The sequence below is a fragment of the Stenotrophomonas sp. SbOxS2 genome (genome assembly GCF_013416715.1).
Lineage (GTDB): Bacteria > Pseudomonadota > Gammaproteobacteria > Xanthomonadales > Xanthomonadaceae > Stenotrophomonas > Stenotrophomonas lactitubi.
In genome coordinates, this window is record NZ_JAAVXD010000006.1 from 226,679 (window position 1) to 248,976 (window position 22,298).

Here is a 22,298-nt window from a genome sequence, read left to right on the forward strand (position 1 = left end):
AGTGGCATGTACCGGGCGTGCGCGCTGGATTCAGGCCGGCGAGGGTGAGCCGGTGCGGATCACCACGTACTGCTTGCGGAACTCCAGTCCCGCCTGCGGCCAGCGTGCGGCATAGGCGCGCAGCAGCGGCAGGGCAGGGGCGAAGTCATGGCCGTTGACCCGGCAGTCCGCTTCGCACTGGCCCTGCTCGTCGCGCGACGCAAACAGGCGGATGGCCAGGAAGTGGCGGGCCTTCAGCAGGTCGTCGAAGGCGTCGATGCTCTTGGTGAACAGGCAACAGGGGCAGGAGCCGTGGTCATCCTCGCTGCACGCGGCAGCGTCGTCCAGTTCGCGGGCGCGGTAATGGGCCAGCGGCCCCAGCACCACGGTGCGCTCGTGTTCTTCGCCTTCGTCGCCGGTCGGGTAGGTCAGGCCCATCATCGGCAGATCCGGCGCGTCTTCGGCACCGACGGCGGCCTGCAGGGTCGCCAGATCCACCCGCACCCAGGTGTCGAAGCCGGACAGCAACGACTCCTGTTCGGTCGCGCCATTGGCGTGCTGGTATTCGAACAGGCCATCGGCGAACAGGCCGGCGTGGCGAGTTTCGATGACCGTGGAGGTCTGCCAGCCGCCGTTGTCGCGTTCGTTGCTGGAGACGCTGTGCGGCGTCAGCTGCAGGCCGCTGTCGAGCCGCAGGTCGTCACCGTCGACGGTGCAGGCGATGTCACGGCCCAGCAGGACCTGTTGCAGCAGCGGCAGAAGTGCACTCGGTGCAGCGGACATGGCAGGGCCTGACAGGGACGAGGAGGGGATGATGCAGGCAGCGGTTGCGCGGTGGCATCACGTGCCTGCGCTCGCGCAGCAAGGCCCGCCGCTACCGAAGGTCGGCTACGCAGGCTTCAGCAGAGGATGAGGCAGGTGCAGGATGACGCGGGCGCCTTCGCGGCGCCCGCGCAGGTGCTCAGGCCGACCAGGTGTCGCGCAGGGTCACGCTGCGGTTGAACACCGGCTTGGCTTCGGTGTGGTCGCGGCGGTCGGCAACGAAGTAGCCGGTGCGCTCGAACTGGAACGACTGTTCCGGCGCAGCGCTGGCAGCAGCCGGCTCGACATAGCCGGTGACGGTGCGGCGCGATTCCGGGTTGAGGTAGTCGCGGTAGGTCTTGCCTTCCGATTCGTCGTCCGGGTTGGGCACCGAGAACAGGCGGTCGTACAGGCGGATCTCGGTCGGCACGCCATGCACGGCGCTGACCCAGTGGATGGTGCCCTTGACCTTGCGGTTGGCGCCTTCCATGCCCGGGCGCGATTCCGGATCCAGCCAGCCGCGCAGCTCGGTGATGGTGCCGTCGGCATCCTTGATCACTTCATCGCAGCGGATGATGCCGGCGCCGCGCAGGCGCACTTCGCCACCAGGAACCAGGCGCTTCCAGCCCTTCGGCGGCACTTCGGCGAAGTCCTCGCGGTCGATCCACACCTCACGTGCGAACGGCACTTCGCGGGTACCGAAGCTTTCGTCCTTCGGGTGGTTGCTGAAGGTCAGCTGCTCTTCGTGGCCTTCGGCCAGGTTGGTCAGCACCAGCTTGACCGGGTCGACCACGGCCATGCGGCGCGGTGCGGCGCTGTCCAGGTCTTCGCGCAGCGCGCCTTCCAGCACGCTGAAATCGATCATCGAATTCTGCTTGCTGATGCCCACGCGCTCGGCGAACAGGCGCATCGCCGCCGGCGTGTAGCCACGGCGACGCAGGCCTTGCAGGGTCGGCATGCGCGGGTCTTCCCAGCCGTCCACCAGCTGCTCGGTGACCAGCGCCATCAGCTTGCGCTTGCTCATCACCGTGTAGTTGATGTTCAGGCGAGAGAACTCGATCTGGCGCGGCTTGGCCGCTTCGCGCGGCAGGCCGGCGTCGACCAGCGGCTGGGTCAGCGCGTCATCGTGTGCGAAGTCGACGTTGTCCACGCACCAGTCGTACAGCGGGCGGTGGTCTTCGAATTCCAGCGTGCACAGCGAGTGGGTGATGCCCTCGATCGAATCGCCCAGTGCATGGGCAAAGTCGTACATCGGGTAGATCGGCCACGCGTTGCCGGTGTTCTGGTGCTCGACGTGCTTGATGCGGTACAGGGCCGGATCGCGCAGGTTGATGTTGCCGCTGGCCATGTCGATCTTGGCGCGCACGGTGCGCGCGCCATCGGGGAATTCACCGGCACGCATGCGGCGGAACAGGTCGAGGTTTTCCTCGACGCTGCGGTCGCGCCACGGCGAGGGCCGGCCCGGTTCGGTCAGGGTGCCGCGGTAGGCGCGCACTTCCTCGGCCGACAGGTCGCACACGTAGGCCTTGCCGTCGGTGATCAGCTTCTCGGCGGCCAGGTAATAGGTCTGGAAGTAGTCCGAGGCGTGGCGCAGCTCGTTCCACTCAAAGCCCAGCCAGCGCACGTCGTCCTGGATCGCGGCCACGTACTCCGGGTCTTCCTTGGCCGGGTTGGTGTCGTCGAAACGCAGGTTGCAGACGCCGCTGAATTCACCGGCGATGCCGAAGTTCAGGCAGATCGACTTGGCGTGGCCGATGTGCAGGTAGCCGTTGGGTTCCGGCGGGAAGCGGGTCTTGATCGCCTGGTGCTTTCCGCTGGCCAGGTCCTCGCGCACGATCTGGCGGATGAAATCGCGCTTCTCGTGGCTGTCGGCGGGGGTCTCGGGGCTGGCGGGGGTGTGCTCTGACATGAGTCGGCGAAAGTGAGGCAGAAAGATTGCCAGTCTAACGCTTACCGGGAAGGGCTGCCCGGGTTGCCGCTACGCTCGCCGGGCATGGCCCGGCGCTTCCATCCCGCACCGGTAGCGCCGGGCCATGCCCGGCGAGCGCAGCGGCACCATTCAGCCCCCCGGCGTATGCTGGAATCCTGTCCCACGGAGCCGCCCCATGCACATCGTGTACAAGGCCGACAATCTGTTCGACGCCCACCTGGTCAAGCACGCTCTGGAAGACGCCGGCATCCCGGCCTTCGTGTTCGGTGAGTCGCTGCTGGGTGGCATGGGTGAGCTGCCGCTGTTCGGCGTGCTGCGGGTCGGTATCCCCGACGCCGCGCGCCCGCAGGCCGAGGACATCGTCGCCGCGCTGGACTTGGGCCACGCCCCCGGCGACCCCATTTCAGATGCTGACGACATTGCCGGCCTTCCGGCGTAGGAGCGCATCATGTTGGGAATCGGACAGGGCATCCTCGGCATCGGGGCCTTCAAGCAGCGCCTGCCGCGCCCGGAAGAAGCGCTGCCGGGCCGCGAGCAACCGCTGCCGCTGCACAGCAACCAGCACTTCGTGAACAGCCATCCGCTGAAGGACCGTTTCGCCGGCCTGCAGCAGATCCGCTTCGCGCTGGGCTGCTTCTGGGGCGCCGAGCGCAAGTTCTGGACCGAGCCGGGCGTGTACAGCACCTCGGTGGGCTATGCCGGCGGCATCACCCCGAACCCCACCTATGAAGAGGTCTGTTCGGGCCTGACCGGCCACACCGAGGTGGTGCAGGTGGTGTTCGACCCGGCGGTGGTGAGCCTGGAGCGGCTGCTGCAGCTGTTCTGGGAGAGCCATGACCCGACCCAGGGCATGCGCCAGGGCAACGACACCGGCACCCAGTACCGTTCGGCGATCCACGCCACCGACGAGGCGCAGTACGCGGCGGCGTTGGCCAGCGGCGAGGCCTACCAGGCGCAGCTGGCTGCGGCCGGATACGGGCCGATCACCACCGAGATCGTGTACCCGGCGCCGGAGTACTACTACGCCGAGGATTATCACCAGCAGTACCTGGCGAAGAACCCGAACGGGTACTGCGGCATCGGTGGTACCGGCGTGAGCTGCCCGATCGGGCTGGATGTGGAGGTGCCGCGCTGACGCGCGGTGGTCCGCCTGCGGCGGGCAGAAGCTGAAAGCAACGGCCAAAGCCAAAGCCAAAGCGGCTCTGGGTTGCTGTGGGTTTGGCGGGACGGGTACAGATGGCGGGACACGCCGTAAACCCATCCCTGGGGGCTCGGCCACGGCATCCATGCCGTGGACGGTCCCGCCATCTGCACCCGTCCCGCCTTCGACAGTTTCCCGGTGACGGTGGGCAAGAGCATTGGGTTACTGACGACCTGATAGAAAACAAAAAGGACGCGGCATTCGCCGCGTCCTTTTTGTTTGTGAGCACGCGCAGCGCGCGACCGGCTTTTGCTCTTCTTTTCTTTCTTCCGTGGCGGACCGCCGCAGGAAACTGTCGAAGGCAGGGCGGGTGGGTCGTGCAGGGGCGTGAGCCGCATGGATGCGGCGACCGAGCTTACATGGACGTACTTGCAGCGTCCCCTGCATGGCCCACCCGCCCTGCCAATCCCGCGATCTGCCTTGCGCGATCCGCCACGAGGGGCTCAGCCGTTGGCCGGAACCCTTACAGTGCCTCGCGGATCCGCTGACGCAGCGCTTCCAGATCCTTGGCAAACGCATCGATACCCGTCGCCAGCTTCTCGGTCGCCATCGGATCGGCCGCCAGGTCGGCAGCGAACGTCGCCGCGTCGATCGGCGTCACCTGCACGGCCTCAGCGGCACCGGCCACCAGCTTGCGCGGCAGCGCGCCGTGGTCGGCGTCCAGCTTCTCCAGCAGGTCGGGCGAAATGGTCAGGCGGTCGCAGCCGGCCAGCGCTTCGATCTGCGCGGTCGAACGGAACGACGCGCCCATCACCACGGTCGGCGAACCGCGGCGCTTGAATTCGGCATACACACCACGCACGAACACCACGCCCGGGTCCTCGTCGATGTTCGCCGGGGTCTGGCCGTTGGCCACGTACCAGTCGAGGATGCGGCCGACGAACGGCGAGATCAGGAACGCGCCCGCTTCGCTGCAGGCCAGTGCCTGGGTCGGGTTGAAGATCAGGGTCAGGTTGCAGTCGATGCCTTCGGCCTGCAGCACGCGCGCGGCTTCCACGCCTTCCCAGGTCGCGGCGATCTTGATCAGGATCTTTTCGCGCGGCACGCCGGCATCGGCGTACATCTGGATGAACTGACGGGCCTTGGCCACGGTCGCGGCAGTGTCGTGGGCCTGGTCGGCATCGACCTCGGTGGATACGCGGCCCGGCACCAGCGTGCTCAGCAGCGCGCCGACGCCGATGGTCAGGCGGTCGGCCACGGCGTGCACCACGGTCTCGCGGTCGCCGCCCTGCTGGCGGCCCCAGGCCAGTTCGCGTTCGATCAGTTCTGCATAGACCGGCAGGTCCAGTGCCTTCTTCACCAGGGTCGGATTGGTGGTGCAGTCCACCGGCTGCAGGCGCTTGATCGCCTCGTAGTCACCGGTATCGGCAACGACCACGGACAGTTCGCGCAGCTGGGACAGTTTGGACGGGGTACTCATTACGGCTCCTGGTGCGGGGATTGCAGGGAAACTGATCGCGCGCGGTGCGCAGCGCAGGTCAGGGACGGTCGTTGTGGACCGCGCTCACGCGCAGCCGCAGCTTGCGGCCGCCGGGGGCGGTCCAGTCGATGCTCTGGCCCACGGCCAGGCCAAGCAGGGCGCTGCCGACGGGCGCCAGCACGGACACCTTGCCTTCATCGACATTGGCTTCGCGGGGGAAGACCAGGGTCAGGACATGTTTCTCGCCCGACACTTCATCTTCGCACTCCACGCGCGAATGCATCATGACGATGCCTTCGGGAATCTGGTCTGGCGGCAACACGGTCGCCCGGTTGAGTTCGTCGGCAAGCGCACGCGCGGCCGGCGTCTGGCTGTTTGCCGGAGATTCGAGCATGGCGTCCAGGCGGTCCATGTCGAGGGTGGAAACGGTGATCGACGGCGGCAGGCCGCTGGCGGTGTTCATGGTGACGCTCCTTGGTTGAAAGCCATGCAAAAGGCGGCACCTGCTGGCGCCGCCTGACTGTATTGTGGGGACAAATGCGGCCGGAATCGACTCCCGGCGGTTTCGAGGCCCGGCTGCGGTGTCTCAGCCGTTCAGCACCGGCGTGGGCGGGGAGGCGGCATCGCCGTTTGCCGGGGCCAGCGCCTCCAGCGTGAACAGCGCATCGGGCAGGCGCTTGAACTGCTCGGCCAGCTCCATCAGGAACTCGTTCATCGCCGAGCTGCGGCGCCAGATCATGGCGATGCGCCGGCTGGGACGGCCCTCGCCGACGAAGTCGAGCAGGCGGATGTTGTTCGAGCGCGGCACCGGCGGCTGCACCGACAGGCTGGGCAGCAGGGTGATGCCGACGTCGGCAGCGACCATCTGTCGCAGTGTTTCCAGGCTGGTGGCGCGGAATTCGGACTTTTCATTGGCGCCGAACAGGCGACAGACTTCCAGCGCCTGGTCACGCAGGCAGTGGCCGTCTTCCAGCAGCAGCAGCTTCTGCGTGGCCAGTTCCTGTACGTCCAGATGCTCGCGCGTGGCCAGCGGATGGCGGCCGGACACGGCCAGCAGGAACGGCTCCTCGAACAGGAATTCGGCATGCAGCTGGTCGTCGATCACCGGCAGCGCCAACAGTGCGGCGTCCAGTTTGCCTTCGCGCAGGCGCTCCAGCAGCACATCGCTCTTTTCTTCCACCAGCAGCAGTTCCAGCTCGGGGAAGCGGCTGCGGATGCGCGGAATCACGTGCGGCAACAGGTACGGGCCCAGGGTGGGGAAGATCCCCAGGCGCACGGTACCCGCTTCCGGATCACGGCTGCGCCGCGCCGCTTCCTTCAGTTGTTCCACCTCGGACACGATCACCCGTGCCCGCGCGGCCGCTTCCTGGCCTGCAGGGGTCAACATCACCTTGCGCGGCGCGCGTTCCACCAGCGGCAGGCCCAGTTCTTCTTCCAGCTTGCGGATCTGCGTCGACAGCGTGGGCTGGCTGACGAAGCAGGAGGCGGCGGCCCGGCCGAAGTGCTTGTGATCGGCCAGGGCCACCAGGTATTTCAGGTCACGCAGGTTCATCCTCAGACCTCTCGGGGTACTGCACCGGCATGGCGTTGCCCCGCCGGTTGATGGTGCTCCCGATGGCCTGGGAACGTTGGATCAGGCCGCTTCGGCCACCGCACCGCTGCTCTTGGGAACCGAGGAGCGGATCAGGTGATCGAAAGCGCTCAGTGCGGCGGTCGAACCGGCGCCCATCGCGATGATGATCTGCTTGTAGGGTACCGTCGTGCAATCGCCCGCGGCGAACACGCCCGGCAGATTGGTCTGCCCGCGGTCATCGATGACGATCTCGCCACGCGGCGAAAGGGCCACGGTGTCCTTCAGCCATTCGGTGTTCGGCAGCAGGCCGATCTGCACGAAGATGCCTTCCAGTTCAACGCGATGGGAGTCGCCACCGACACGGTCCTTGTAGACCAGGCCGGTGACGCGGCTGCCGTCGCCCAGCACTTCGGTGGTCTGCGCGCTGGTCAGCACGGTGACGTTGGCCAGGCTGCGCAGCTTCTTCTGCAGCACTTCGTCGGCACGCAGGCTGGAATCGAATTCCAGCAGGGTCACATGCGACACGATGCCGGCCAGATCGATGGCTGCTTCAACGCCGGAATTGCCACCGCCGATCACCGCCACGCGCTTGCCCTTGAACAGCGGGCCGTCGCAATGCGGGCAGTAGGCCACGCCCTTGTTGCGGTACTGCTCTTCGCCGGGCACGTTCATCTGCCGCCAGCGGGCGCCGGTGGACAGGATCACCGAGCGCGACTTCAGCACCGCGCCGTTTTCCAGCTGCACCTGCACCAGGCCGTCTTCACCGGCCGGCACCAGCGCAGTGGCGCGCTGCAGGTCCATGATGTCGACCTCGTATTCGCGCACGTGCTGCTCCAGGGCCGTGGCCAGCTTCGGGCCTTCGGTCTCCTTCACCGAAATGAAGTTCTCGATCGCCATGGTGTCCAGCACCTGGCCACCGAAACGCTCGGCGGCGATGCCGGTACGGATACCCTTGCGCGCGGCGTAGATCGCCGCAGCGGCGCCGGCCGGGCCACCACCGACCACCAGCACGTCGAAGGCGTCCTTGGCGCCGATCTTCTCGGCATCGCGCTTGCTGGCATTGGTGTCCAGCTTGGCCACGATCTGCTCCAGCGTCATGCGACCCTGGTCGAACACCGCACCGTTGAGGTACACGGTCGGCACCGACATGATCTCGCGCTGCTCGACTTCTTCCTGGAACAGCGCACCGTCGATGGCCACGTGCTGGATGCGCGGGTTGAGCACCGCCGCCAGGTTCAGCGCCTGCACCACGTCCGGGCAGTTCTGGCAGGACAGCGAGAAGTAGGTTTCAAACTTGTACTCACCTTCCAGGTTCTGCACCTGCTCGATCAGCTCGGCGGTGGCCTTGGACGGATGCCCGCCGACCTGCAGCAGGGCCAGCACCAGCGAGGTGAACTCGTGGCCCATCGGCAGGCCGGCGAAGGTCAGGTGGATGTCCTGGCCCGGCGTGCCCAGGTCGAAGGACGGCACGCGGCCCTGGCCATCGCGCAGCACCTGCAGCGAGATCTTGTCCGACAGGCTTTCCAGGGTCTGCAGCAGGTCCAGCATCTCCTGCGACTTGGCACCGTCGTCGGCATGCGCGGTGATCTGGATCGGGCGGGTCACGCGCTCCAGATAGGTCTTCAGCTGCGACTGCAGGTTGGCGTCCAACATGGTCTTCTCCTGGCTTCAGGCAAAACGGGGGCGTGGCACCGCTGTAGAAGGTAGCGGACCAGCGAGGGGTAGGGGTGAACCCAAGGCAGCAGAGGCAGCTGGAGACAGCTGTGGAAGGGGCTGGCGAGCGGTGGCTTGCGGGCTCGGCTGTCTTGGGTTCACCCCCACGCCGGCGGGGGGACCGGCACGGGGATGAAAGGCGCACCGCAGCGTGGGGCTGCGGCAGGCCGGTACTGCTTTAGATCTTGCCGACCAGGTCCAGCGACGGGGTCAGGGTCTTTTCGCCTTCCTTCCACTTGGCCGGGCAGACCTGGTTCGGGTTGGCGGCGGTGAACTGGGCAGCCTTCAGCTTGCGCAGGGTCTCGGAGACGTCACGGGCGATCTCGTTGGAGTGGATCTCCAGGGTCTTGATCACGCCTTCCGGGTTGATGATGAAGGTGCCGCGCAGGGCCAGGCCTTCTTCTTCGATGTGCACGCCGAAGGCGCGGGTCAGCTGGTGGGTCGGGTCGCCGACCAGCGGGAACTGGGCCTTGCCGACGGCCGGCGAGGTTTCGTGCCAGACCTTGTGCGAGAAGTGGGTGTCGGTGGTGACGATGTAGACCTCGGCGCCGGCCTTCTTGAACTCGGCGTAATGGTCAGCGGCGTCTTCGATCTCGGTCGGGCAGTTGAAGGTGAAGGCTGCCGGCATGAAGATCAGGACCGACCACTGGCCCTTCAGGGTGCTGTCGGAGACCTTGATGAACTCGCCATTCAGGTAAGCATTGGCTTCGAACGGCTGGATCTGGGTGTTGATCAGGGACATCGTTTTTCCTCTGGGTGAAGGGGAGTGGGTGAATCGACAGCACCTAGATTACTGGTTCTGTTTCGATAAGGACAATGCATTGATTACATCTATTTAATAGATGGAGACTATCAAAATCCAATGAGCAGGCACTGAACCCGGCCACGTCCATCCTGCAACTGCCTGTGTGACAAGGAAAATCTTCCTGGACGTGTGAAGAGCGCTGATAGCCCCTCTTTATCCCCTCTGGCGGAACCTGAACGGATTCCAGCATGTTGTAGCGTCGAGCCATGCCCGGCTGTGGATCCGTAGAGCCGAGCCCACGCTCGGCTGTGGACCTGTAGAGCCGAGCCTACGCTCGGCTGTTCCAGAAGTTGCCGAGCATAGGCTCGGCTCTACAATTGCCGGATGTCTCTGCAACCCGAACCCACCCTGCGCCAAGTCGTGACCGACGCGAGTACCCGGCTGGGCGGCGTCGACGCCCGCCACGAGGCTGAGCTGCTGCTGCTGCACGTGCTGGAGCGCCCGCGCAGCTGGTTGTTCGCGCATGCCACCGATCCGCTGCCGGCCGCCGAACAGGCCGCCTTCGAGGCCCTGCTGGGCCGTCGCCTTGCGGGTGAACCGGTGGCTTACCTGACCGGCCGCCGTGGCTTCTGGACGCTGGACCTGGAGGTGGACCCGGCCACCCTGATTCCGCGGCCGGAGACCGAACTGCTGGTGGAACTGGCATTGGACCGCCTGCCACCGGACCGCGCGCTGCAGCTGGCCGACCTCGGCACCGGCAGCGGCGCCATCGCCCTGGCCCTGGCCAGCGAACGGCCGCAGGCGCAGGTGCTGGCCACCGACGCCAGTGCCGCGGCCTTGGCGGTGGCGGCCCGCAACGCCGCGCGCCACGAGCTGGGCAACGTGCGTTTTGCCGAAGGTGGTCACGACTGGTATGCGCCGCTGCGCGGCGAACGCTTCGATCTGATCGCCAGCAATCCGCCCTACATCGCCAGCGCTGATCCGCACCTGCAACAGGGCGACCTGCGCTTCGAACCGGCCACGGCGCTGGCCTCGGGCGTTGATGGGCTGGACGACATCCGCCGCATCGTCGCCGGCGGCGGCGACCACCTGCAGCCCGGCGGCTGGCTGCTGATCGAGCACGGCTGGGACCAGGGCGATGCCATCCGCGCGCTGTTTGAGCAGGCCGGCTACAGCGACGTGCAGACCGTGCAGGACCTGGAGCAGCGCGACCGGGTCACTCTGGGCCGGCGACCGGCCTAGAATGGGGGTTCTCCTGCCAAGGGCAGGGCACCACCACGGAGCTGCAAGCATGCGTACGCTGTACCCCGCCATCACCCCCTACGACGTCGGCACCCTGAAGGTCGACGACCGCCACACGCTGTACTTCGAACAGTGCGGCAATCCGGACGGCAAGCCGGTGGTGATGCTGCATGGTGGGCCGGGCGGCGGCTGCAGCGACAAGATGCGCCAGTTCCACGACCCGGCCAAGTACCGCATCATCCTGTTCGACCAGCGCGGTGCCGGCCGTTCCACGCCGCATGCCGACCTGGTGGACAACACCACCTGGGACCTCGTCGCCGATATCGAGAAGCTGCGCGAGCACCTCAAGGTCGATCGCTGGCAGGTGTTCGGCGGCAGCTGGGGCTCGACCCTGGCGCTGGCCTATGCACAGAGCCATCCGCAGCGCGTGACCGAACTGGTGCTGCGCGGCATCTTCATGCTGCGCCGCTGGGAGCTGGAATGGTTCTACCAGGAAGGTGCCAACCGCTTGTTCCCGGATGCGTGGGAGCACTACCTGAAGCCGATTCCGGCGGTGGAGCGCCACGATCTGATCTCTGCTTTCCATCGCCGCCTGACCAGCGAAGACGAAGCAACGCGTCTGGATGCGGCCAAGGCCTGGGCGGTGTGGGAAGGCGCGACCAGCTTCCTGCACGTGGACGACGACTTCATCAACAGCCATGAAGACCCGCATTTCGCGCTGGCGTTCGCCCGCATCGAGAACCACTACTTCGTCAACGGTGGTTTCTTCGAAGTGGAAGACCAGCTGCTGCGCGACGCGCACCGCATCGCCGACATTCCGGGCGTGATCGTGCACGGCCGTTATGACGTGGTCTGCCCGCTGGCCAACGCCTGGGACCTGACCAAGGTGTGGCCGAAGGCCAAGCTGGAGATCACCCCGGCCTCGGGGCACTCGGCGTTCGAAGCCGAGAACGTCGACGCGCTGGTGCGCGCCACCGATAGCTTCGCCTGATCGTTGGCAATGCCGGCCGCTGGCCGGCAACGCCTTGCCGGTAGCGCCGGGCCATGCCCGGCGGCATTCCGTTCCGCCGCCACGAAGATGGGATGGGTGCACCCGCCTTCTCCATTGTTCAAGGCTGACGCTATTAACCTTGAACCGCGAGGAGGGTGGCTGGCACCGTGGATGCCCGTGCATCCCTCGGCCACACCACCATGTACACCCGCCTGCTGTTGACCACGGAAAAGCCATCTCCCACAGATGCGTATGTTGGCGGTGGTGCTCTTCTTCCAGAGCACATTCCTTGGCCAACCTGTGCTGAAGGTCGTGCGCTCTTTCACTTGATGGCAATTCCGGCCCATTGGTTCTATTCACAGGAGATCGCCGAAGACTTCTGGTTCTCCATCTTCATTCCGGTCGATGTCCAGCGTCACACGCACCTCCGCCAGCTACGCGCTGGGGAGGGAACCAGTGAGGCTGTTGTACTCGCATACCGCCGTGGCGCTGCACCGAGAAGCCGATGCATGAGCGACTCCCTTGAGCGCGGTCGGATGGAGCGTGTCGAGTGTCTGGAGCCTGACGACGACGAGAACCTGGATTCCAAGCTGGATGGAATTGACGCATGGCTGCAGTCGCCCTTGACTTGGAAAGGGGGGCGTCGTCGCCTGATGCTCTATGGGGCGGACATCGATGACATTCTGCATTCGCACAAAGGCGTCCTGTCCGATGGCATGGCGTATCTCTTCATTCAGGATCAGCCTGATTTTGCTCTCGGAGGACGCCTCGGGGCGTTCTTCCTCCAATTGGGCTGAATCAGATTTCGCTACGTCGCGCGCCAGCTCTGCACCAAAGTCCTCATCCACGCATGGCGTGGATCTACTGGGTTGGTATCCACGCATGGCGTGGATCTACCAATCCCCAGCGAGCAACGCCTCGGCCAGCACCTGCAGCTTCGGCGAATGCTGCCGCGAAGGCGGGTAGATCAACGACAACGCGCGGCTGCGGCCTTCGAACGGCTGCAGCACGCGCTGCAGGCGACCATCGGCCAGCGCGTCGGCCACTGCGAAATCCATTACCTGCACGATGCCGATGCCCGCGATCGCTGCTTCGACCAACGGATCGCCGCAGTCGAACACCATCCGCGTCGGCGGCGTGACCTCGCGCAGCTGCCCGTCCTGCAGAAACTGCCAGTCCACCAACCGGCCACTGCGCAGGTTGCGCACCGCCAGGCAGGCATGGTCCTGCAATGCCGCCACATCGGCCGGCTCGCCCTGCGCGGCCAGGTAGGCCGGGCTGGCCACGGTCACCCAGCGCAGTGGCTTCAACGCGCGCGCCACCATGCGCTGGTCAGCGATGGTGCCAGTGCGCAACGCCGCATCGAAGCCTTCCTCCACCAGATCCACCAGGCGGTCGCTGAGCACCGCTTCCACCTGCAGCTGCGGATGCCGTTCCAGCAACGGCCCCAGCAACGGCACCATCACCTTGCGCCCGAACATGGAGGGCGCGCTGATTTTCAGCACGCCCGAGGGCGTGCAGGGGCGGTCGGCCAGCAGCCGCTCGGCGTCTTCCATGCCGCACAGCAACGGTCCCACCTGCTCGACGAACTGCTGGCCATCCGGGGTCAGCGCGACATTGCGGGTGTTCCGCTGCAGCAGCTTCACTCCCAGCGACGCTTCCAGCCGGCCGATCGCGCGTGACAGCCCGGACTGGCTCAGGCCGAGCTGGCCGGCGGCCACGGTGAAGCTGCGCGCTTCGGCTACCTGCACCAGCATGCGCACCGCATTGAGGTCCATCGAGGATCCATTCATGCCAAAAATCATGACAGAAATCGCGCGAAGGGGGTTTATTGATGCACCGGCATCAATGAGACTGCCGTCCCCCCTCCGAACCGGGCGCCGCATGCCTCCCCTGAAATACCCGCGCTGGGCGCTGACCCTGCTGGCCACCGCGCAGCTGATCATCGCCCTGGACGCCACCATCATCTTCGTTGCCCTGCACGACATGGGCCGCGCGCTGCAGATCAATGCGCAGCAGCTGCAGTGGGTGGTCAGCGCCTACACCGTGGCCTTCGGTGGCAGCCTGCTGCTGGGCGGGCGTGCGGCCGATCTGCTGGGCCGGCGCCGCTTCTACCGGCTGGGCATGCTGCTGTTCGCGCTGGCCTCGCTGCTGGGCGCGCTGGCGCCCAATGCCACGCTGCTGATCGTGGCGCGTGCGGCGCAGGGCATCGGTGCGGCACTGCTGTTCCCGGCCACCCTGGCCTTGATCAATACCCTGTATGCCGAAGGCCCGGTGCGCAACCGCGCGCTGGCGATCTGGAGCATGGCCAGTGCCGCGGGCCTGGCGCTGGGCACGCTGCTGGGCGGCGTGCTGACCCAGGCGTTCGGCTGGCCGGCGGTGCTGGCGGTGATCGTGCCACTGGCCACGGCCTGTGCGGTTGCTGCGGGCGCGTGGCTGCCGGCCGATGGCCCGCGCGTGCGCGGCCGTTCCTTCGACCTGGCCGGCTGCCTCACCGTCACTGCCGGCGGCAGCCTGCTGGTCACCACCCTGGTACAGGGGCCGGAGTGGGGTTGGACGGCGCCGGCCACGCTCATCTGCCTGCTGCTGTCAGCGGTACTGCTGACGGTTTTCGTGCAGATCGAAAAGCGCAGCCGTGATCCGCTGATGCAATTCGCACTGCTGCGCCTGCCTGGCCTGCGTGCGGCACTCGGCCTGACCTTCGCGTTCATGAGCAGCTATGGCGTGCAGTACTACTTCCTGGCGCTGTATTTCCAGGATGGTTACGGCTGGAGTCCGCTGCAGGCTGGCATGGCCTTCCTGCTGCCGACGCTGGTGTGCACCTTCGGCATCCGCATTGCCGAGCGCATGCTGCAGCGCCGTTCGCCACGGCAGGTGCTGGCCTGGGGCTTCGCCGCCGGTGCCATCGGCATCACCGCAGTGGCGCTGGCGATGCCGCACGGCGCCGGCTACTGGCCGCTGCTGCCGGGCATCGTGGTGCTCAGCGTCGGCCAGGGCATGAGCTGGACGGCGATGTGGATCGTGGCCGGGCAGGGCGTGCCGGGTCCACAGCAGGGTGTCGCATCCGGCATGGCCGCCACCGCACAGCAGATCGGCGGCGCGTTGGGGCTGGCGGTACTGGTGATGGTGGCCAATGCCGCGCGCGGTACGCAGGCGGCAACCAGTGCTGATGCCCTGCAGGGCATGGTCAACGCACAGTACGGCGCTGCGCTGTTCGCTGCACTCGGCGTGGTCATCGCGCTGGGCCTGCGTCCGGCACGGGTAGACTCGGCGACGACCGCTTGCCTGAGCAACGAAGCATGATCGAGCTGCTGGACCTGCAACAGACCCTGCACGCGTTCGCAGCCTGCAACGATGACGATGAGGTGTATGCCTCCTTCGGTTGGGTGCACGCCACCGATGACGACCTGCTGCAGGCGCGCTTCTGGTTGCCGGCCGATGAAGACGCCGCGTTCGATGATGACGGTGAGGTGCCCGAGGCCGCGCAGGCGCTGGGCCTGTCGACCTACCTGGAACCGGCCACGTTCGCTGACGTCCTGGATGTGCAGAAGCGCCAGCGTCCGCTTTCTTCCCTGTACGATTACGCCGAAGCGTTGGCGTACTACGCCGAGTACGACGCCTTCCTGCAGGTGGACGGTGTCGATGAAGCATTGGGCGAGGCGGGTGCTGCGGAGCAGGCCGCTGCGCACGCAGCCGGGGTAGGGCCGGGCATCTTCGCCGTGTTCGGGTTGACGCTGGAGGGATGTGCGGACGAACAGATCAAGGCTGCGGCACAGCGCGTGGCGCACCTGCTCGACATTCCGGTGGGTGAAGCGTTGGCACGCTGCCGTGCGCTGCCGCTGGTGCTGGGTGAAGCACTGGATCGGCGTCGCGCGCAGGCGATCAAGGATGATTTTGCAGCGATCGGCGCACGCGTGCAGGTGCGCGGGTTCAAGCCGTTCCCTTGGATGGATGTTCCCGTGCTGCGTTGACGAAAATCATCCACGCATGGCGTGGATCTACTTGTAGTGTCCCAGTAGATCCACGCCATGCGTGGATGCGTTCATCCGAACGCCAACAACTGCGGCTGCAACGCGGTGAAAATCCGCGCCAACCGCTCCGCCCATGCCTGCTGCCCGGCTTCATCGGCAATCAGGTCCTGGCGGATCTCCAGTTCCACATGCACCAGACCGCGGCCTTCGCCATGCACGGGCACCGCGTAGTCGCTGCTGCGGTTGACCGAATACGGTTCGTTGTCGCCCACCACCAGGTCGCCTTCATCGCGCAGCGCCTGCAGCAGGGCGTGGGCAAAACGGGTGTCCTGGTGGTACAGCACGCCGGCATGCCAGGGACGCTCAACGCCGTTCATCAGCGGGGTGAAACTGTGCATCATCACCAGCAGCGTTGGCCGTTCCGCATCGCCGCGCGCATCCAGTTCGGCATCGATGCGTGCATGGTAGGGCGCGTGGATCGCATCGATGCGCTGCTGCCGCTGCGCGGGCGACAGCCCGGCATTGCCCGGCACCACGGTGCGGTCGCTGACCTCGGGGATCAGCGTGGGCGAAACCAGCGGGCGGTTGCAGTCGATCAGCAGCCGCGAATAGGTCTGCTCGATCGCCCACGCATCCAGCCGCTCGGCCAGTGCACGGGTGGTGCCGCCGATGCCGATGTCCCAGCCGATATGGCGGTCCAGTTCGGTCTGCGGCAATCCAAGATCGGCCAGCGCACGCGGTATCCGCTGGCCTGCATGATCGGCCAGCAGCAGGAACGGCGAAGCGCCCTGCGACCGGTGGATCGTGTAGATCGCCGGATCGTCGGCACCCAGCAGCGTCGGCAGCGCGTGCAGGCCGGCATCAGCCACGGGGGCGGCCGTCCAGATGGTGCTCGATCATCCACAGGCCGGCCCAAAGCTTGGCATCGGCTTCATAGCCTTCGGCCATTTTCTGCACCAGCCAGGCGGCTGCCTGCGTACGCGGAATCTCATGCACGGTGATGTCTTCGCTCTCGTCGCCGCCGCCTTCGCCGATGCGACGCAGGCCGGTGGCACGGACGAAGGCGATCTTCTCGCTGCTGGCACCGGAGGAGGTAGGACCGATCATCAGCACTTCGGCGTGCTCGGCGGTCCAGCCGGTTTCCTCTTCCAGTTCGCGTACCGCGGAAACTTCGATGGACTCGCCCGCATCGATGTCGCCGACCAGCCCGGCCGGCATCTCGATGGTCGGTGCCTGCAGCGGTACGCGGAACTGTTCGACGAACAGCACCTTGTCCTCGGGGGTGACGGCGATGATGATCGCGGCCAGGCCGCCGGCGTGGGTGCGTTCGCTGTACTCCCAGCTGCCGCGCACCACCATGCGCTGGTACTTGCCTTCGTAGACGACACGCGGTGCTTCGGTATTGCGCTGGCTCATGCGGGCTCGCTGGAAGTGGGAGAAGTGGAAACGGGGTCGGAAATGCCGGCGGCATTGAACAGCCGGCGGCGGGTCATGGGGCCGAAGCGCAGGGTCTGGCACAGGCCGCCGAGCAGCTCCGGATCGGCCGCCTGGCGAGGCATGCCGGGCTGGCAACCTTCCAGCGGGGCGTCCAGTGCGATGGTGGTCAGCTGGCGCCAGAGCTGGGCATGTTCGCGCTGCTCACGCAGGCGCACCGCCATCTGCGCCGCGCCGCGCAGGCGCAGGAACGGCACTTCGTCGAGGCGTTCGTACAACACGTCCATGCTGCCGAAATGGGCCAGCAGCACGGCCGCCGACTTGGCGCCGACACCGCTGATGCCCGGAATGTTGTCGACCGCATCGCCACACAGCGCCAGGTAGTCGGCGATCTGGTGCGCGTGCACGCCGTGCCGGGCCTTTACCCCGGCCACGTCCCAGCGCTGATTGCGTGCGTAATCCCATTGCTCGTCGTGGTCGAGCAGCAGCTGCGACAGGTCCTTGTCGGCGGAAATGATCACGCCGCGATGGCTGGCGCGATGGCCATGCAGGGCGCTGCCGATCAGGTCGTCGGCTTCGTAATCATGATGGGCCAGTACCGCCAGGCCGAGCGCTGCGCACAACGCCTTGCAGTGCACGAACTGGCGCTTGAGCGCTTCCGGTGCCGGGTCGCGGTTGGCCTTGTAGGCCGGGTACAGGCGGTGGCGGAAGCCGCTGTCGAGCGCTTCATCGAAGGCGATGGCGATGTGCCGCGGGCGTTCGCGTTCCAGCAGGTCGAGCAGGAAACGGGCGAAACCATGCACGGCGTTGGTCGGCCAGCCCTGGCTGTCCTGGAACTCGTCCGGCAGCGAATGCCAGGCGCGGAACACATAGATGCTGGCGTCGACCAGGTACAGCGGCGGCGGTGCCGGCAGGCTCATGCCGGCGGGGTCCAGTCACGCAGCAGGGCCGCCGGGTCCGGGCGCTCGCGCTCGGGCACCTCGGCCTTGGGCGTGCCGATGTGGATGAAACCGGCAATGCCTTCGCCCTCGGCCAGTCCCAGATGGGCGTGCACGGCGGGATCAAAGGCCATCCACGCGGTCAGCCACTGCGCGCCGAAGCCCAGCGCCTGGGCCGCCTGCAACAGGGCAAAGCACACGCAGCCGGCGGTCATCAGCTGTTCCTGCGCGGGCACTTTCGGGTCCGGGCGCGGGCTGGCTACCACCACGATCACCAGCGGTGCATGGCTGAAGCGCTGGCGGTCCTTCTCGAACACGGCATCGCCGGCATGCGGGTCGCGCTCACGGCTGCGTGCGGCAAGGAAGTCGCCCAGAGTGTGACGTGCATCGCCGGCGATCCTCAGGAAGCGGAACGGTACGCGCTTGCCATGGTCGGGCACGCGCACCGCCGAGGTCAGCATCCGCTGCAGGGTGGCCGGGTCTGGTCCGGGCTCGCCCAGTTGCCGCGAGGGCACCGAACGGCGGGCATCCAGGGCAAGCAGGGCAGCTGGGTCGGGCATGGAGTCTGAACCGGTCATCACGGGTCGCTGATTATAGTCGGGGAGGTAGATGACGCCGTTTGTGTCGCGTCAGACCCCTGAATAGCAAACTGTGATGAACATCATGCCACTGGCGGATCACGAAGCCCCGCTTCCCCTCGCCTCGCAGGCCCTGCACGGCTTACGATACGTAATATTGCCGGGCCGCCGTTCATGAGGTTTGAAGTGAGGACTGTTTCACTGTCCGTGATGGGCTGGCCGGCCTACCATCGAGGGACCGGTGCATGGGGTGCACCGGCCGTCGCGATGTCCATGATGTCTGTCGCACCAGAGAAGGTGGGGAGCCTTCCCGAATGATGAGCGCGCCCACTCCGATGGGATCGCCGGGCCGTGACCCGGCCCAGCTCCAGCTTGCCCGGGACATCGTCCTGCCGGCGTTGTGCCAGGCCTTTGGCGCGGCACTGGCCCGCTTCGATGATGCCCTGTTCGACCGTGCTGGCAATGCCGGCTCGTCGCAGTTGCTGTTCCTGGACGCGATGCGCGAGCTGCGCCGCCGCCGTGAGGAGATTGCCGGTGCCTTCGCCGGCCATCTCGGCCATGCCTGGGCCGGCCTGGCTGCAGGCGAGCCCGTCTCTGCCGAGCTGACCCTGTCCGGACAGGCCCAGGACGGCCTGAGCCTGGTGCCGGAACATGTACTGGAATCGCGGTTGGCGGTGCGCAACTTCGCCACCGTGCTGCTGCGCGACTTCAAGCCGGTGCTGGCGCGGCTCGACCGTCGCCTGGGCTGGCTGGGCGGCGGTATCGACCTCGATGCCGACCGCAACCCGATCAGCCCCGAGCATCTGGGCGTGGCCATCCACGAAGCCTTCGCCGGCTGTGAGCTGGCCCCGGAAGTACACCTGGTGCTGATCAAGCTGTGCGAGCGCGACATGCGCGCGCCGGTGGGCCGCATCTACGAAAAGCTGGACGAGCACCTGGCCGCGGCCGGGGTGATGTCGCAGATGGGCGCCCCGCGCCGACCACTGGCGCCGGCCCCGACGCAGCACGTTGCGCATGGCCTGGATGATCTGGTCGAGCAGCGCACGGCACCTGGCTTCGACAACGAATTCAATGACGACGAACAGGCCGCACCGGCCTGGGCGCAGCGATTCGCCGCGCGCTGGTCGGAGCGTCGTGGCCACATGCAGCAACACGCGGGTGGCGAAGAGAGCCCGTCCGGTGAAGCCTATTCCGGCCAGCAGGGCATGCTGCTGGAGGCCCTGCACGAACTGCTGCAGCAGACCCGCCACGTGCGCGAGGACGCGACCTCTGCGGCGCAGGTCGCGGTTGGCCAGCATCGCCCGTTGAGCCAGCGCGAAATGATGTCCGTACTGTCGCTGCTGCAGGCCACGCCCAGTGCGACCCTGCGCGCGGCGATCGGCGAGGACGGCGAATCCCTGGCGCAGCGCTTGAAGAGCGAAGTGCTGTCCAGCGCCACCCGGCTGGGTGTCGATCCGGGCCAGACCCGGCTGGACGCGCAGGACGAGGATGCGATCGACCTGGTCGGCATGCTGTTCGATGTGATGCTCGATGAGCGTGAACTGGAAGGCCGCTCGCGTGAGCTGATCGGCCGCCTGGTGGTTCCGTTCGTGAAGGTGGCGATGCTGGATCGCCGCATGTTCGTGCAGAAGACCCACCCGGCGCGCAAGCTGCTCAACTCGCTGGCCGAAGCCTGCGAGGGCAACACCGGCGAAAGCCAGGCCGAACGCATGCTGATGGCCAAGGTCGAAGAAATCATCGAGCGGTTGGTCGCCGAGTTCAACGAGAACCTGGCAATCTTCCTGACCCTGGAAGAAGAGTTCCGCGATTTCCTGGTACAGCACCGCCGTCGCGTGGAAATCGCCGAGCGTCGGGCCGCCGAGACCCAGCGCGGCCAGGAAAAGCTGGAAATGGCCCGTACCCGTGCCGGTGCCGAACTGGATCGTCGCATCGGCGACGCCACCCTGCCGCCGGCGATCGCCGAATTCCTGCGCCAGCCCTGGCAGCACCATCTGACCTTGGCGCTGCTGCGCGAGGGCGAGGAGGGGGCTTCGGTGGCCGAGGCGCTGACCCTGGCCGATGGCCTGCTGGAGGAAGTGGCCGAGGCGCGCCGGCAGATTGTAGGCAAGCCGTGGCTGCAGGCCTGGCAGCCGCTGCTGGCCAAGGTGTTTGCCAGCGTCGGCGTGCATGGCGACGCAGCCACCGCCGCCGTCGATGCGCTGCACGACACATTGCAGGGCATCGCCGAATCGCGACCGGAGCTGCAGCGTGCGTTGCCTGAACTGCCGCAGGTGGTGCTGCCCGCACCGCCGGCACCGGAAACGCCGGCCGTGGAGCTGGGCAGTAGCTTCAATACCGACGATTTCGACAACGCCGATGCCGATCGCTTCCGCCGGATGGAAATCGGCAACTGGCTGGACTTCGTCGACAAGGATGGCAAGGTGCAGGCCGGCAAGCTGTCCTGGATCAGCCCGATTTCCGCGCGCCTGCTGTTCGTCAACCGTCGTGGCGTGCGCTTCTGCGTGGCCTCGCCCGAGGAGCTGGCGGTGATGGTGCGGTTGGGTCGCCTGCGTCCCCACGTCGACGATGGCGCCTTCGACAGCGCCATGCAGGGCGTGCTTGACCGCCTCGACCCGGGTGGTGCGACGCTGCACTGAGCCGCGTACGCCTGCTAGGATCGGACCCACTCACCGATCAGCGGGAATCTGCATGGCCGTGGCGTTGCTGGGGATCAAGGAGACCGCGCCGGGCGAACGACGCGTTGCGCTCACGCCGGAGACGGCGCGCAAGCTCGGTGCGCTTGGCATCACCGTGTGGTATCAGCCCGGTGCGGGCCAGGCCGCCGGTTTCACCGATGCCGCCTACGACGACGCAGGTGCCCGCGCGTTCGACGCCGCTCGTTGGGCCGAGATCGACATCCTGCTGTGCGTGCAGGCGCCAGCGGCCGAGGTGCTGGCCCAGCTCAAGCCGGGCGCCAGTGTGGTCGGGCTGCTGACCCCGGCGGCGGACCCGGCGTTGGCCGCATTGGCTTCGGATGACCGCCTGCACCTGTTCCCGCTGCAGCAGTTGCCGCGCACCACGCGCGCGCAGGCGATGGACGTACTCAGTTCGCAGGCGGGCATGGCCGGCTACAAGGCGGCATTGATCGCTGCCGAACGTGCGCCGCGTTTCTTCCCGATGCTGACCACTGCGGCCGGAACCGTGCGTCCGGCCAAGGTGCTGGTGATCGGCGCCGGTGTCGCCGGCCTGCAGGCCATTGCCACCTCGCGCCGCCTGGGTGCGCAGGTGGAGGGCTTCGACGTGCGCCCGGAAACCCGCGAACAGATCCAGTCGCTCGGTGCGCGCTTCCTCGACCTCGGGGTAAGCGCGGTGGGCGAGGGCGGTTATGCGCGGGCGCTGACCGATGAAGAACGCGCCGAACAACAGCGTCGCCTCGGCGACCATCTGCGCAGCGTGGACGTGGTGGTCTGCACTGCCGCCGTGCCGGGACGCCGTGCGCCGACGATCGTCACCGCCGCGATGGTCGAAGGCATGGCTGCAGGCAGCGTGATCGTCGATCTGGCCGCCGAGAGCGGTGGCAACTGCGAACTGACCCAGCCCGGCGAATGCATCGAGCACCAGGGCGTGACCATCGACGGCCCGCTGGGCCTGGCCAGCCGGGGCGCCACCCAGGCCAGCGAGATGTATGCACGCAACCTGATGAACTTCGTCGCCCTGTTCGTGCGCGACGGCCAGCTGGGCTTCGATTGGGAAGACGAACTGCTGGCCAAGACCCGCTGGCAGGCATGAGTTGGTAGCGCCGG

Annotated in this window: 21 protein-coding genes; 9 read left to right on the plus strand and 12 right to left on the minus strand. The window is 66.9% G+C overall.

The window, feature by feature from the left end:
* Window positions 1–30 precede the first annotated feature (30 nt).
* Both HFK18_RS14530 and HFK18_RS14535 read right to left on the minus strand, forming a co-directional pair.
* The gene (locus HFK18_RS14530; RefSeq protein ID WP_180166802.1) at window positions 31–762 is read right to left on the minus strand and encodes a DUF6348 family protein; all 732 of its coding nucleotides are present in this window, start codon (window positions 760–762) and stop codon (window positions 31–33) included.
* Window positions 763–940: 178 nt separating this feature from the next.
* Window positions 941–2,689 (minus strand): glutamine--tRNA ligase/YqeY domain fusion protein, encoded by a 1,749-nt coding sequence (locus HFK18_RS14535; RefSeq protein ID WP_180166803.1) that lies wholly within the window; start codon window positions 2,687–2,689, stop codon window positions 941–943.
* Window positions 2,690–2,885: 196 nt separating this feature from the next.
* On the opposite strand from HFK18_RS14535, the gene HFK18_RS14540 reads away from it, so the two are divergent.
* Together HFK18_RS14540 and msrA are read left to right on the plus strand one after the other, a co-directional pair.
* Window positions 2,886–3,149, plus strand: a complete 264-nt coding sequence (locus HFK18_RS14540; RefSeq protein WP_089238899.1) for a DUF2007 domain-containing protein — start codon at window positions 2,886–2,888, stop codon at window positions 3,147–3,149.
* A 30-nt stretch (window positions 3,150–3,179) separates the two neighbouring features.
* Window positions 3,180–3,845, plus strand: coding sequence for a peptide-methionine (S)-S-oxide reductase MsrA (msrA, locus tag HFK18_RS14545; RefSeq protein ID WP_180166839.1), 666 nt, complete (start codon window positions 3,180–3,182; stop codon window positions 3,843–3,845).
* 529 nt (window positions 3,846–4,374) lie between these two features.
* Here msrA and HFK18_RS14550 read toward each other — a convergent pair.
* The 5 genes from HFK18_RS14550 to ahpC all read right to left on the minus strand — a co-directional run bounded on the left by HFK18_RS14550 (window position 4,375) and on the right by ahpC (window position 9,359).
* The gene (locus HFK18_RS14550) at window positions 4,375–5,331 is read right to left on the minus strand and encodes a transaldolase (RefSeq protein WP_099820238.1); all 957 of its coding nucleotides are present in this window, start codon (window positions 5,329–5,331) and stop codon (window positions 4,375–4,377) included.
* Between the two features lie 58 nt (window positions 5,332–5,389).
* Window positions 5,390–5,794: a nucleoside diphosphate kinase regulator gene (gene rnk / locus HFK18_RS14555; RefSeq protein WP_089238903.1), complete on the minus strand. Its 405-nt coding sequence runs from the start codon at window positions 5,792–5,794 to the stop codon at window positions 5,390–5,392.
* Between the two features lie 123 nt (window positions 5,795–5,917).
* Window positions 5,918–6,883 carry a LysR substrate-binding domain-containing protein gene (locus tag HFK18_RS14560; RefSeq protein WP_180166804.1) on the minus strand — a complete coding sequence of 322 codons (966 nt, stop codon included), beginning with the start codon at window positions 6,881–6,883 and terminating at the stop codon, window positions 5,918–5,920.
* An 81-nt stretch (window positions 6,884–6,964) separates the two neighbouring features.
* Window positions 6,965–8,557, minus strand: a complete 1,593-nt coding sequence (gene ahpF, locus HFK18_RS14565; RefSeq protein ID WP_180166805.1) for an alkyl hydroperoxide reductase subunit F — start codon at window positions 8,555–8,557, stop codon at window positions 6,965–6,967.
* Between the two features lie 238 nt (window positions 8,558–8,795).
* Window positions 8,796–9,359, minus strand: coding sequence for an alkyl hydroperoxide reductase subunit C (ahpC, locus tag HFK18_RS14570; protein WP_025877950.1), 564 nt, complete (start codon window positions 9,357–9,359; stop codon window positions 8,796–8,798).
* A gap of 387 nt (window positions 9,360–9,746) precedes the next feature.
* On the opposite strand from ahpC, the gene prmC reads away from it, so the two are divergent.
* The 3 genes from prmC to HFK18_RS14585 all read left to right on the plus strand — a co-directional run bounded on the left by prmC (window position 9,747) and on the right by HFK18_RS14585 (window position 12,392).
* Entirely contained in the window at window positions 9,747–10,604 is an 858-nt protein-coding gene (gene prmC, locus HFK18_RS14575; protein ID WP_180166806.1) for a peptide chain release factor N(5)-glutamine methyltransferase, read from the plus strand.
* Between the two features lie 49 nt (window positions 10,605–10,653).
* Window positions 10,654–11,595, plus strand: coding sequence for a prolyl aminopeptidase (pip, locus tag HFK18_RS14580; protein ID WP_180166807.1), 942 nt, complete (start codon window positions 10,654–10,656; stop codon window positions 11,593–11,595).
* A gap of 167 nt (window positions 11,596–11,762) precedes the next feature.
* On the plus strand, window positions 11,763–12,392 hold the full coding sequence (locus HFK18_RS14585; RefSeq protein ID WP_180166808.1) for a hypothetical protein: 630 nt from the start codon (window positions 11,763–11,765) through the stop codon (window positions 12,390–12,392).
* Between the two features lie 96 nt (window positions 12,393–12,488).
* Here the strand turns inward: HFK18_RS14585 and HFK18_RS14590 are convergent, their stop codons facing one another.
* Window positions 12,489–13,373, minus strand: coding sequence for a LysR family transcriptional regulator (locus HFK18_RS14590; protein WP_180166840.1), 885 nt, complete (start codon window positions 13,371–13,373; stop codon window positions 12,489–12,491).
* 106 nt (window positions 13,374–13,479) lie between these two features.
* Here HFK18_RS14590 and HFK18_RS14595 point away from each other — a divergent pair, with 106 nt between their 5' ends.
* Entirely contained in the window at window positions 13,480–14,898 is a 1,419-nt protein-coding gene (locus HFK18_RS14595; RefSeq protein ID WP_180166809.1) for an MFS transporter, read from the plus strand.
* The gene (locus HFK18_RS14600; protein ID WP_180166810.1) at window positions 14,895–15,566 is read left to right on the plus strand and encodes a hypothetical protein; all 672 of its coding nucleotides are present in this window, start codon (window positions 14,895–14,897) and stop codon (window positions 15,564–15,566) included. Before HFK18_RS14595 ends, HFK18_RS14600 begins: the two co-directional genes overlap by 4 nt.
* A gap of 71 nt (window positions 15,567–15,637) precedes the next feature.
* Here the strand turns inward: HFK18_RS14600 and HFK18_RS14605 are convergent, their stop codons facing one another.
* From HFK18_RS14605 to HFK18_RS14620, 4 genes are read right to left on the minus strand one after another with little or no spacing between them, the layout of a single operon-like run.
* Window positions 15,638–16,435: an N-formylglutamate amidohydrolase gene (locus HFK18_RS14605; RefSeq protein WP_180166811.1), complete on the minus strand. Its 798-nt coding sequence runs from the start codon at window positions 16,433–16,435 to the stop codon at window positions 15,638–15,640.
* Entirely contained in the window at window positions 16,428–16,982 is a 555-nt protein-coding gene (locus HFK18_RS14610; protein WP_089238921.1) for an NUDIX hydrolase, read from the minus strand. The genes HFK18_RS14605 and HFK18_RS14610 overlap by 8 nt, the downstream gene beginning before the upstream one ends.
* The gene (locus tag HFK18_RS14615) at window positions 16,979–17,920 is read right to left on the minus strand and encodes a 5'-3' exonuclease H3TH domain-containing protein (RefSeq protein WP_180166812.1); all 942 of its coding nucleotides are present in this window, start codon (window positions 17,918–17,920) and stop codon (window positions 16,979–16,981) included. The genes HFK18_RS14610 and HFK18_RS14615 overlap by 4 nt, the downstream gene beginning before the upstream one ends.
* Window positions 17,917–18,498, minus strand: coding sequence for a nitroreductase (locus tag HFK18_RS14620; protein WP_180166813.1), 582 nt, complete (start codon window positions 18,496–18,498; stop codon window positions 17,917–17,919). The genes HFK18_RS14615 and HFK18_RS14620 overlap by 4 nt, the downstream gene beginning before the upstream one ends.
* Window positions 18,499–18,830: 332 nt before the next feature.
* Between HFK18_RS14620 and HFK18_RS14625 the strand changes: the two genes are divergently transcribed.
* Both HFK18_RS14625 and HFK18_RS14630 read left to right on the plus strand, forming a co-directional pair.
* Window positions 18,831–21,152: a DUF1631 domain-containing protein gene (locus HFK18_RS14625; RefSeq protein ID WP_180166814.1), complete on the plus strand. Its 2,322-nt coding sequence runs from the start codon at window positions 18,831–18,833 to the stop codon at window positions 21,150–21,152.
* 52 nt (window positions 21,153–21,204) lie between these two features.
* Window positions 21,205–22,284 carry an NAD(P) transhydrogenase subunit alpha gene (locus HFK18_RS14630; RefSeq protein WP_180166815.1) on the plus strand — a complete coding sequence of 360 codons (1,080 nt, stop codon included), beginning with the start codon at window positions 21,205–21,207 and terminating at the stop codon, window positions 22,282–22,284.
* The last annotated feature ends 14 nt before the right edge of the window (window positions 22,285–22,298 follow it).

Excerpts from the sequence above, each read along its gene's own strand:
- HFK18_RS14620 (WP_180166813.1), bottom strand. The coding sequence starts at position 18,498 with ATGCCCGACCCAGCTGCCCTGCTTGCCCTGGATGCCCGCCGTTCGGTG.
- ahpF (WP_180166805.1), bottom strand. The coding sequence starts at position 8,557 with ATGTTGGACGCCAACCTGCAGTCGCAGCTGAAGACCTATCTGGAGCGC.
- rnk (WP_089238903.1), bottom strand. The coding sequence starts at position 5,794 with ATGAACACCGCCAGCGGCCTGCCGCCGTCGATCACCGTTTCCACCCTC.
- HFK18_RS14540 (WP_089238899.1), top strand. The coding sequence starts at position 2,886 with ATGCACATCGTGTACAAGGCCGACAATCTGTTCGACGCCCACCTGGTC.
- HFK18_RS14535 (WP_180166803.1), bottom strand. The coding sequence starts at position 2,689 with ATGTCAGAGCACACCCCCGCCAGCCCCGAGACCCCCGCCGACAGCCAC.
- HFK18_RS14590 (WP_180166840.1), bottom strand. The coding sequence starts at position 13,373 with ATGGACCTCAATGCGGTGCGCATGCTGGTGCAGGTAGCCGAAGCGCGC.
- HFK18_RS14615 (WP_180166812.1), bottom strand. The coding sequence starts at position 17,920 with ATGAGCCTGCCGGCACCGCCGCCGCTGTACCTGGTCGACGCCAGCATC.
- HFK18_RS14625 (WP_180166814.1), top strand. The coding sequence starts at position 18,831 with ATGATGAGCGCGCCCACTCCGATGGGATCGCCGGGCCGTGACCCGGCC.
- HFK18_RS14550 (WP_099820238.1), bottom strand. The coding sequence starts at position 5,331 with ATGAGTACCCCGTCCAAACTGTCCCAGCTGCGCGAACTGTCCGTGGTC.
- ahpC (WP_025877950.1), bottom strand. The coding sequence starts at position 9,359 with ATGTCCCTGATCAACACCCAGATCCAGCCGTTCGAAGCCAATGCTTAC.
- HFK18_RS14630 (WP_180166815.1), top strand. The coding sequence starts at position 21,205 with ATGGCCGTGGCGTTGCTGGGGATCAAGGAGACCGCGCCGGGCGAACGA.
- HFK18_RS14560 (WP_180166804.1), bottom strand. The coding sequence starts at position 6,883 with ATGAACCTGCGTGACCTGAAATACCTGGTGGCCCTGGCCGATCACAAG.
- pip (WP_180166807.1), top strand. The coding sequence starts at position 10,654 with ATGCGTACGCTGTACCCCGCCATCACCCCCTACGACGTCGGCACCCTG.
- HFK18_RS14595 (WP_180166809.1), top strand. The coding sequence starts at position 13,480 with ATGCCTCCCCTGAAATACCCGCGCTGGGCGCTGACCCTGCTGGCCACC.
- HFK18_RS14530 (WP_180166802.1), bottom strand. The coding sequence starts at position 762 with ATGTCCGCTGCACCGAGTGCACTTCTGCCGCTGCTGCAACAGGTCCTG.
- HFK18_RS14600 (WP_180166810.1), top strand. The coding sequence starts at position 14,895 with ATGATCGAGCTGCTGGACCTGCAACAGACCCTGCACGCGTTCGCAGCC.
- HFK18_RS14610 (WP_089238921.1), bottom strand. The coding sequence starts at position 16,982 with ATGAGCCAGCGCAATACCGAAGCACCGCGTGTCGTCTACGAAGGCAAG.
- prmC (WP_180166806.1), top strand. The coding sequence starts at position 9,747 with ATGTCTCTGCAACCCGAACCCACCCTGCGCCAAGTCGTGACCGACGCG.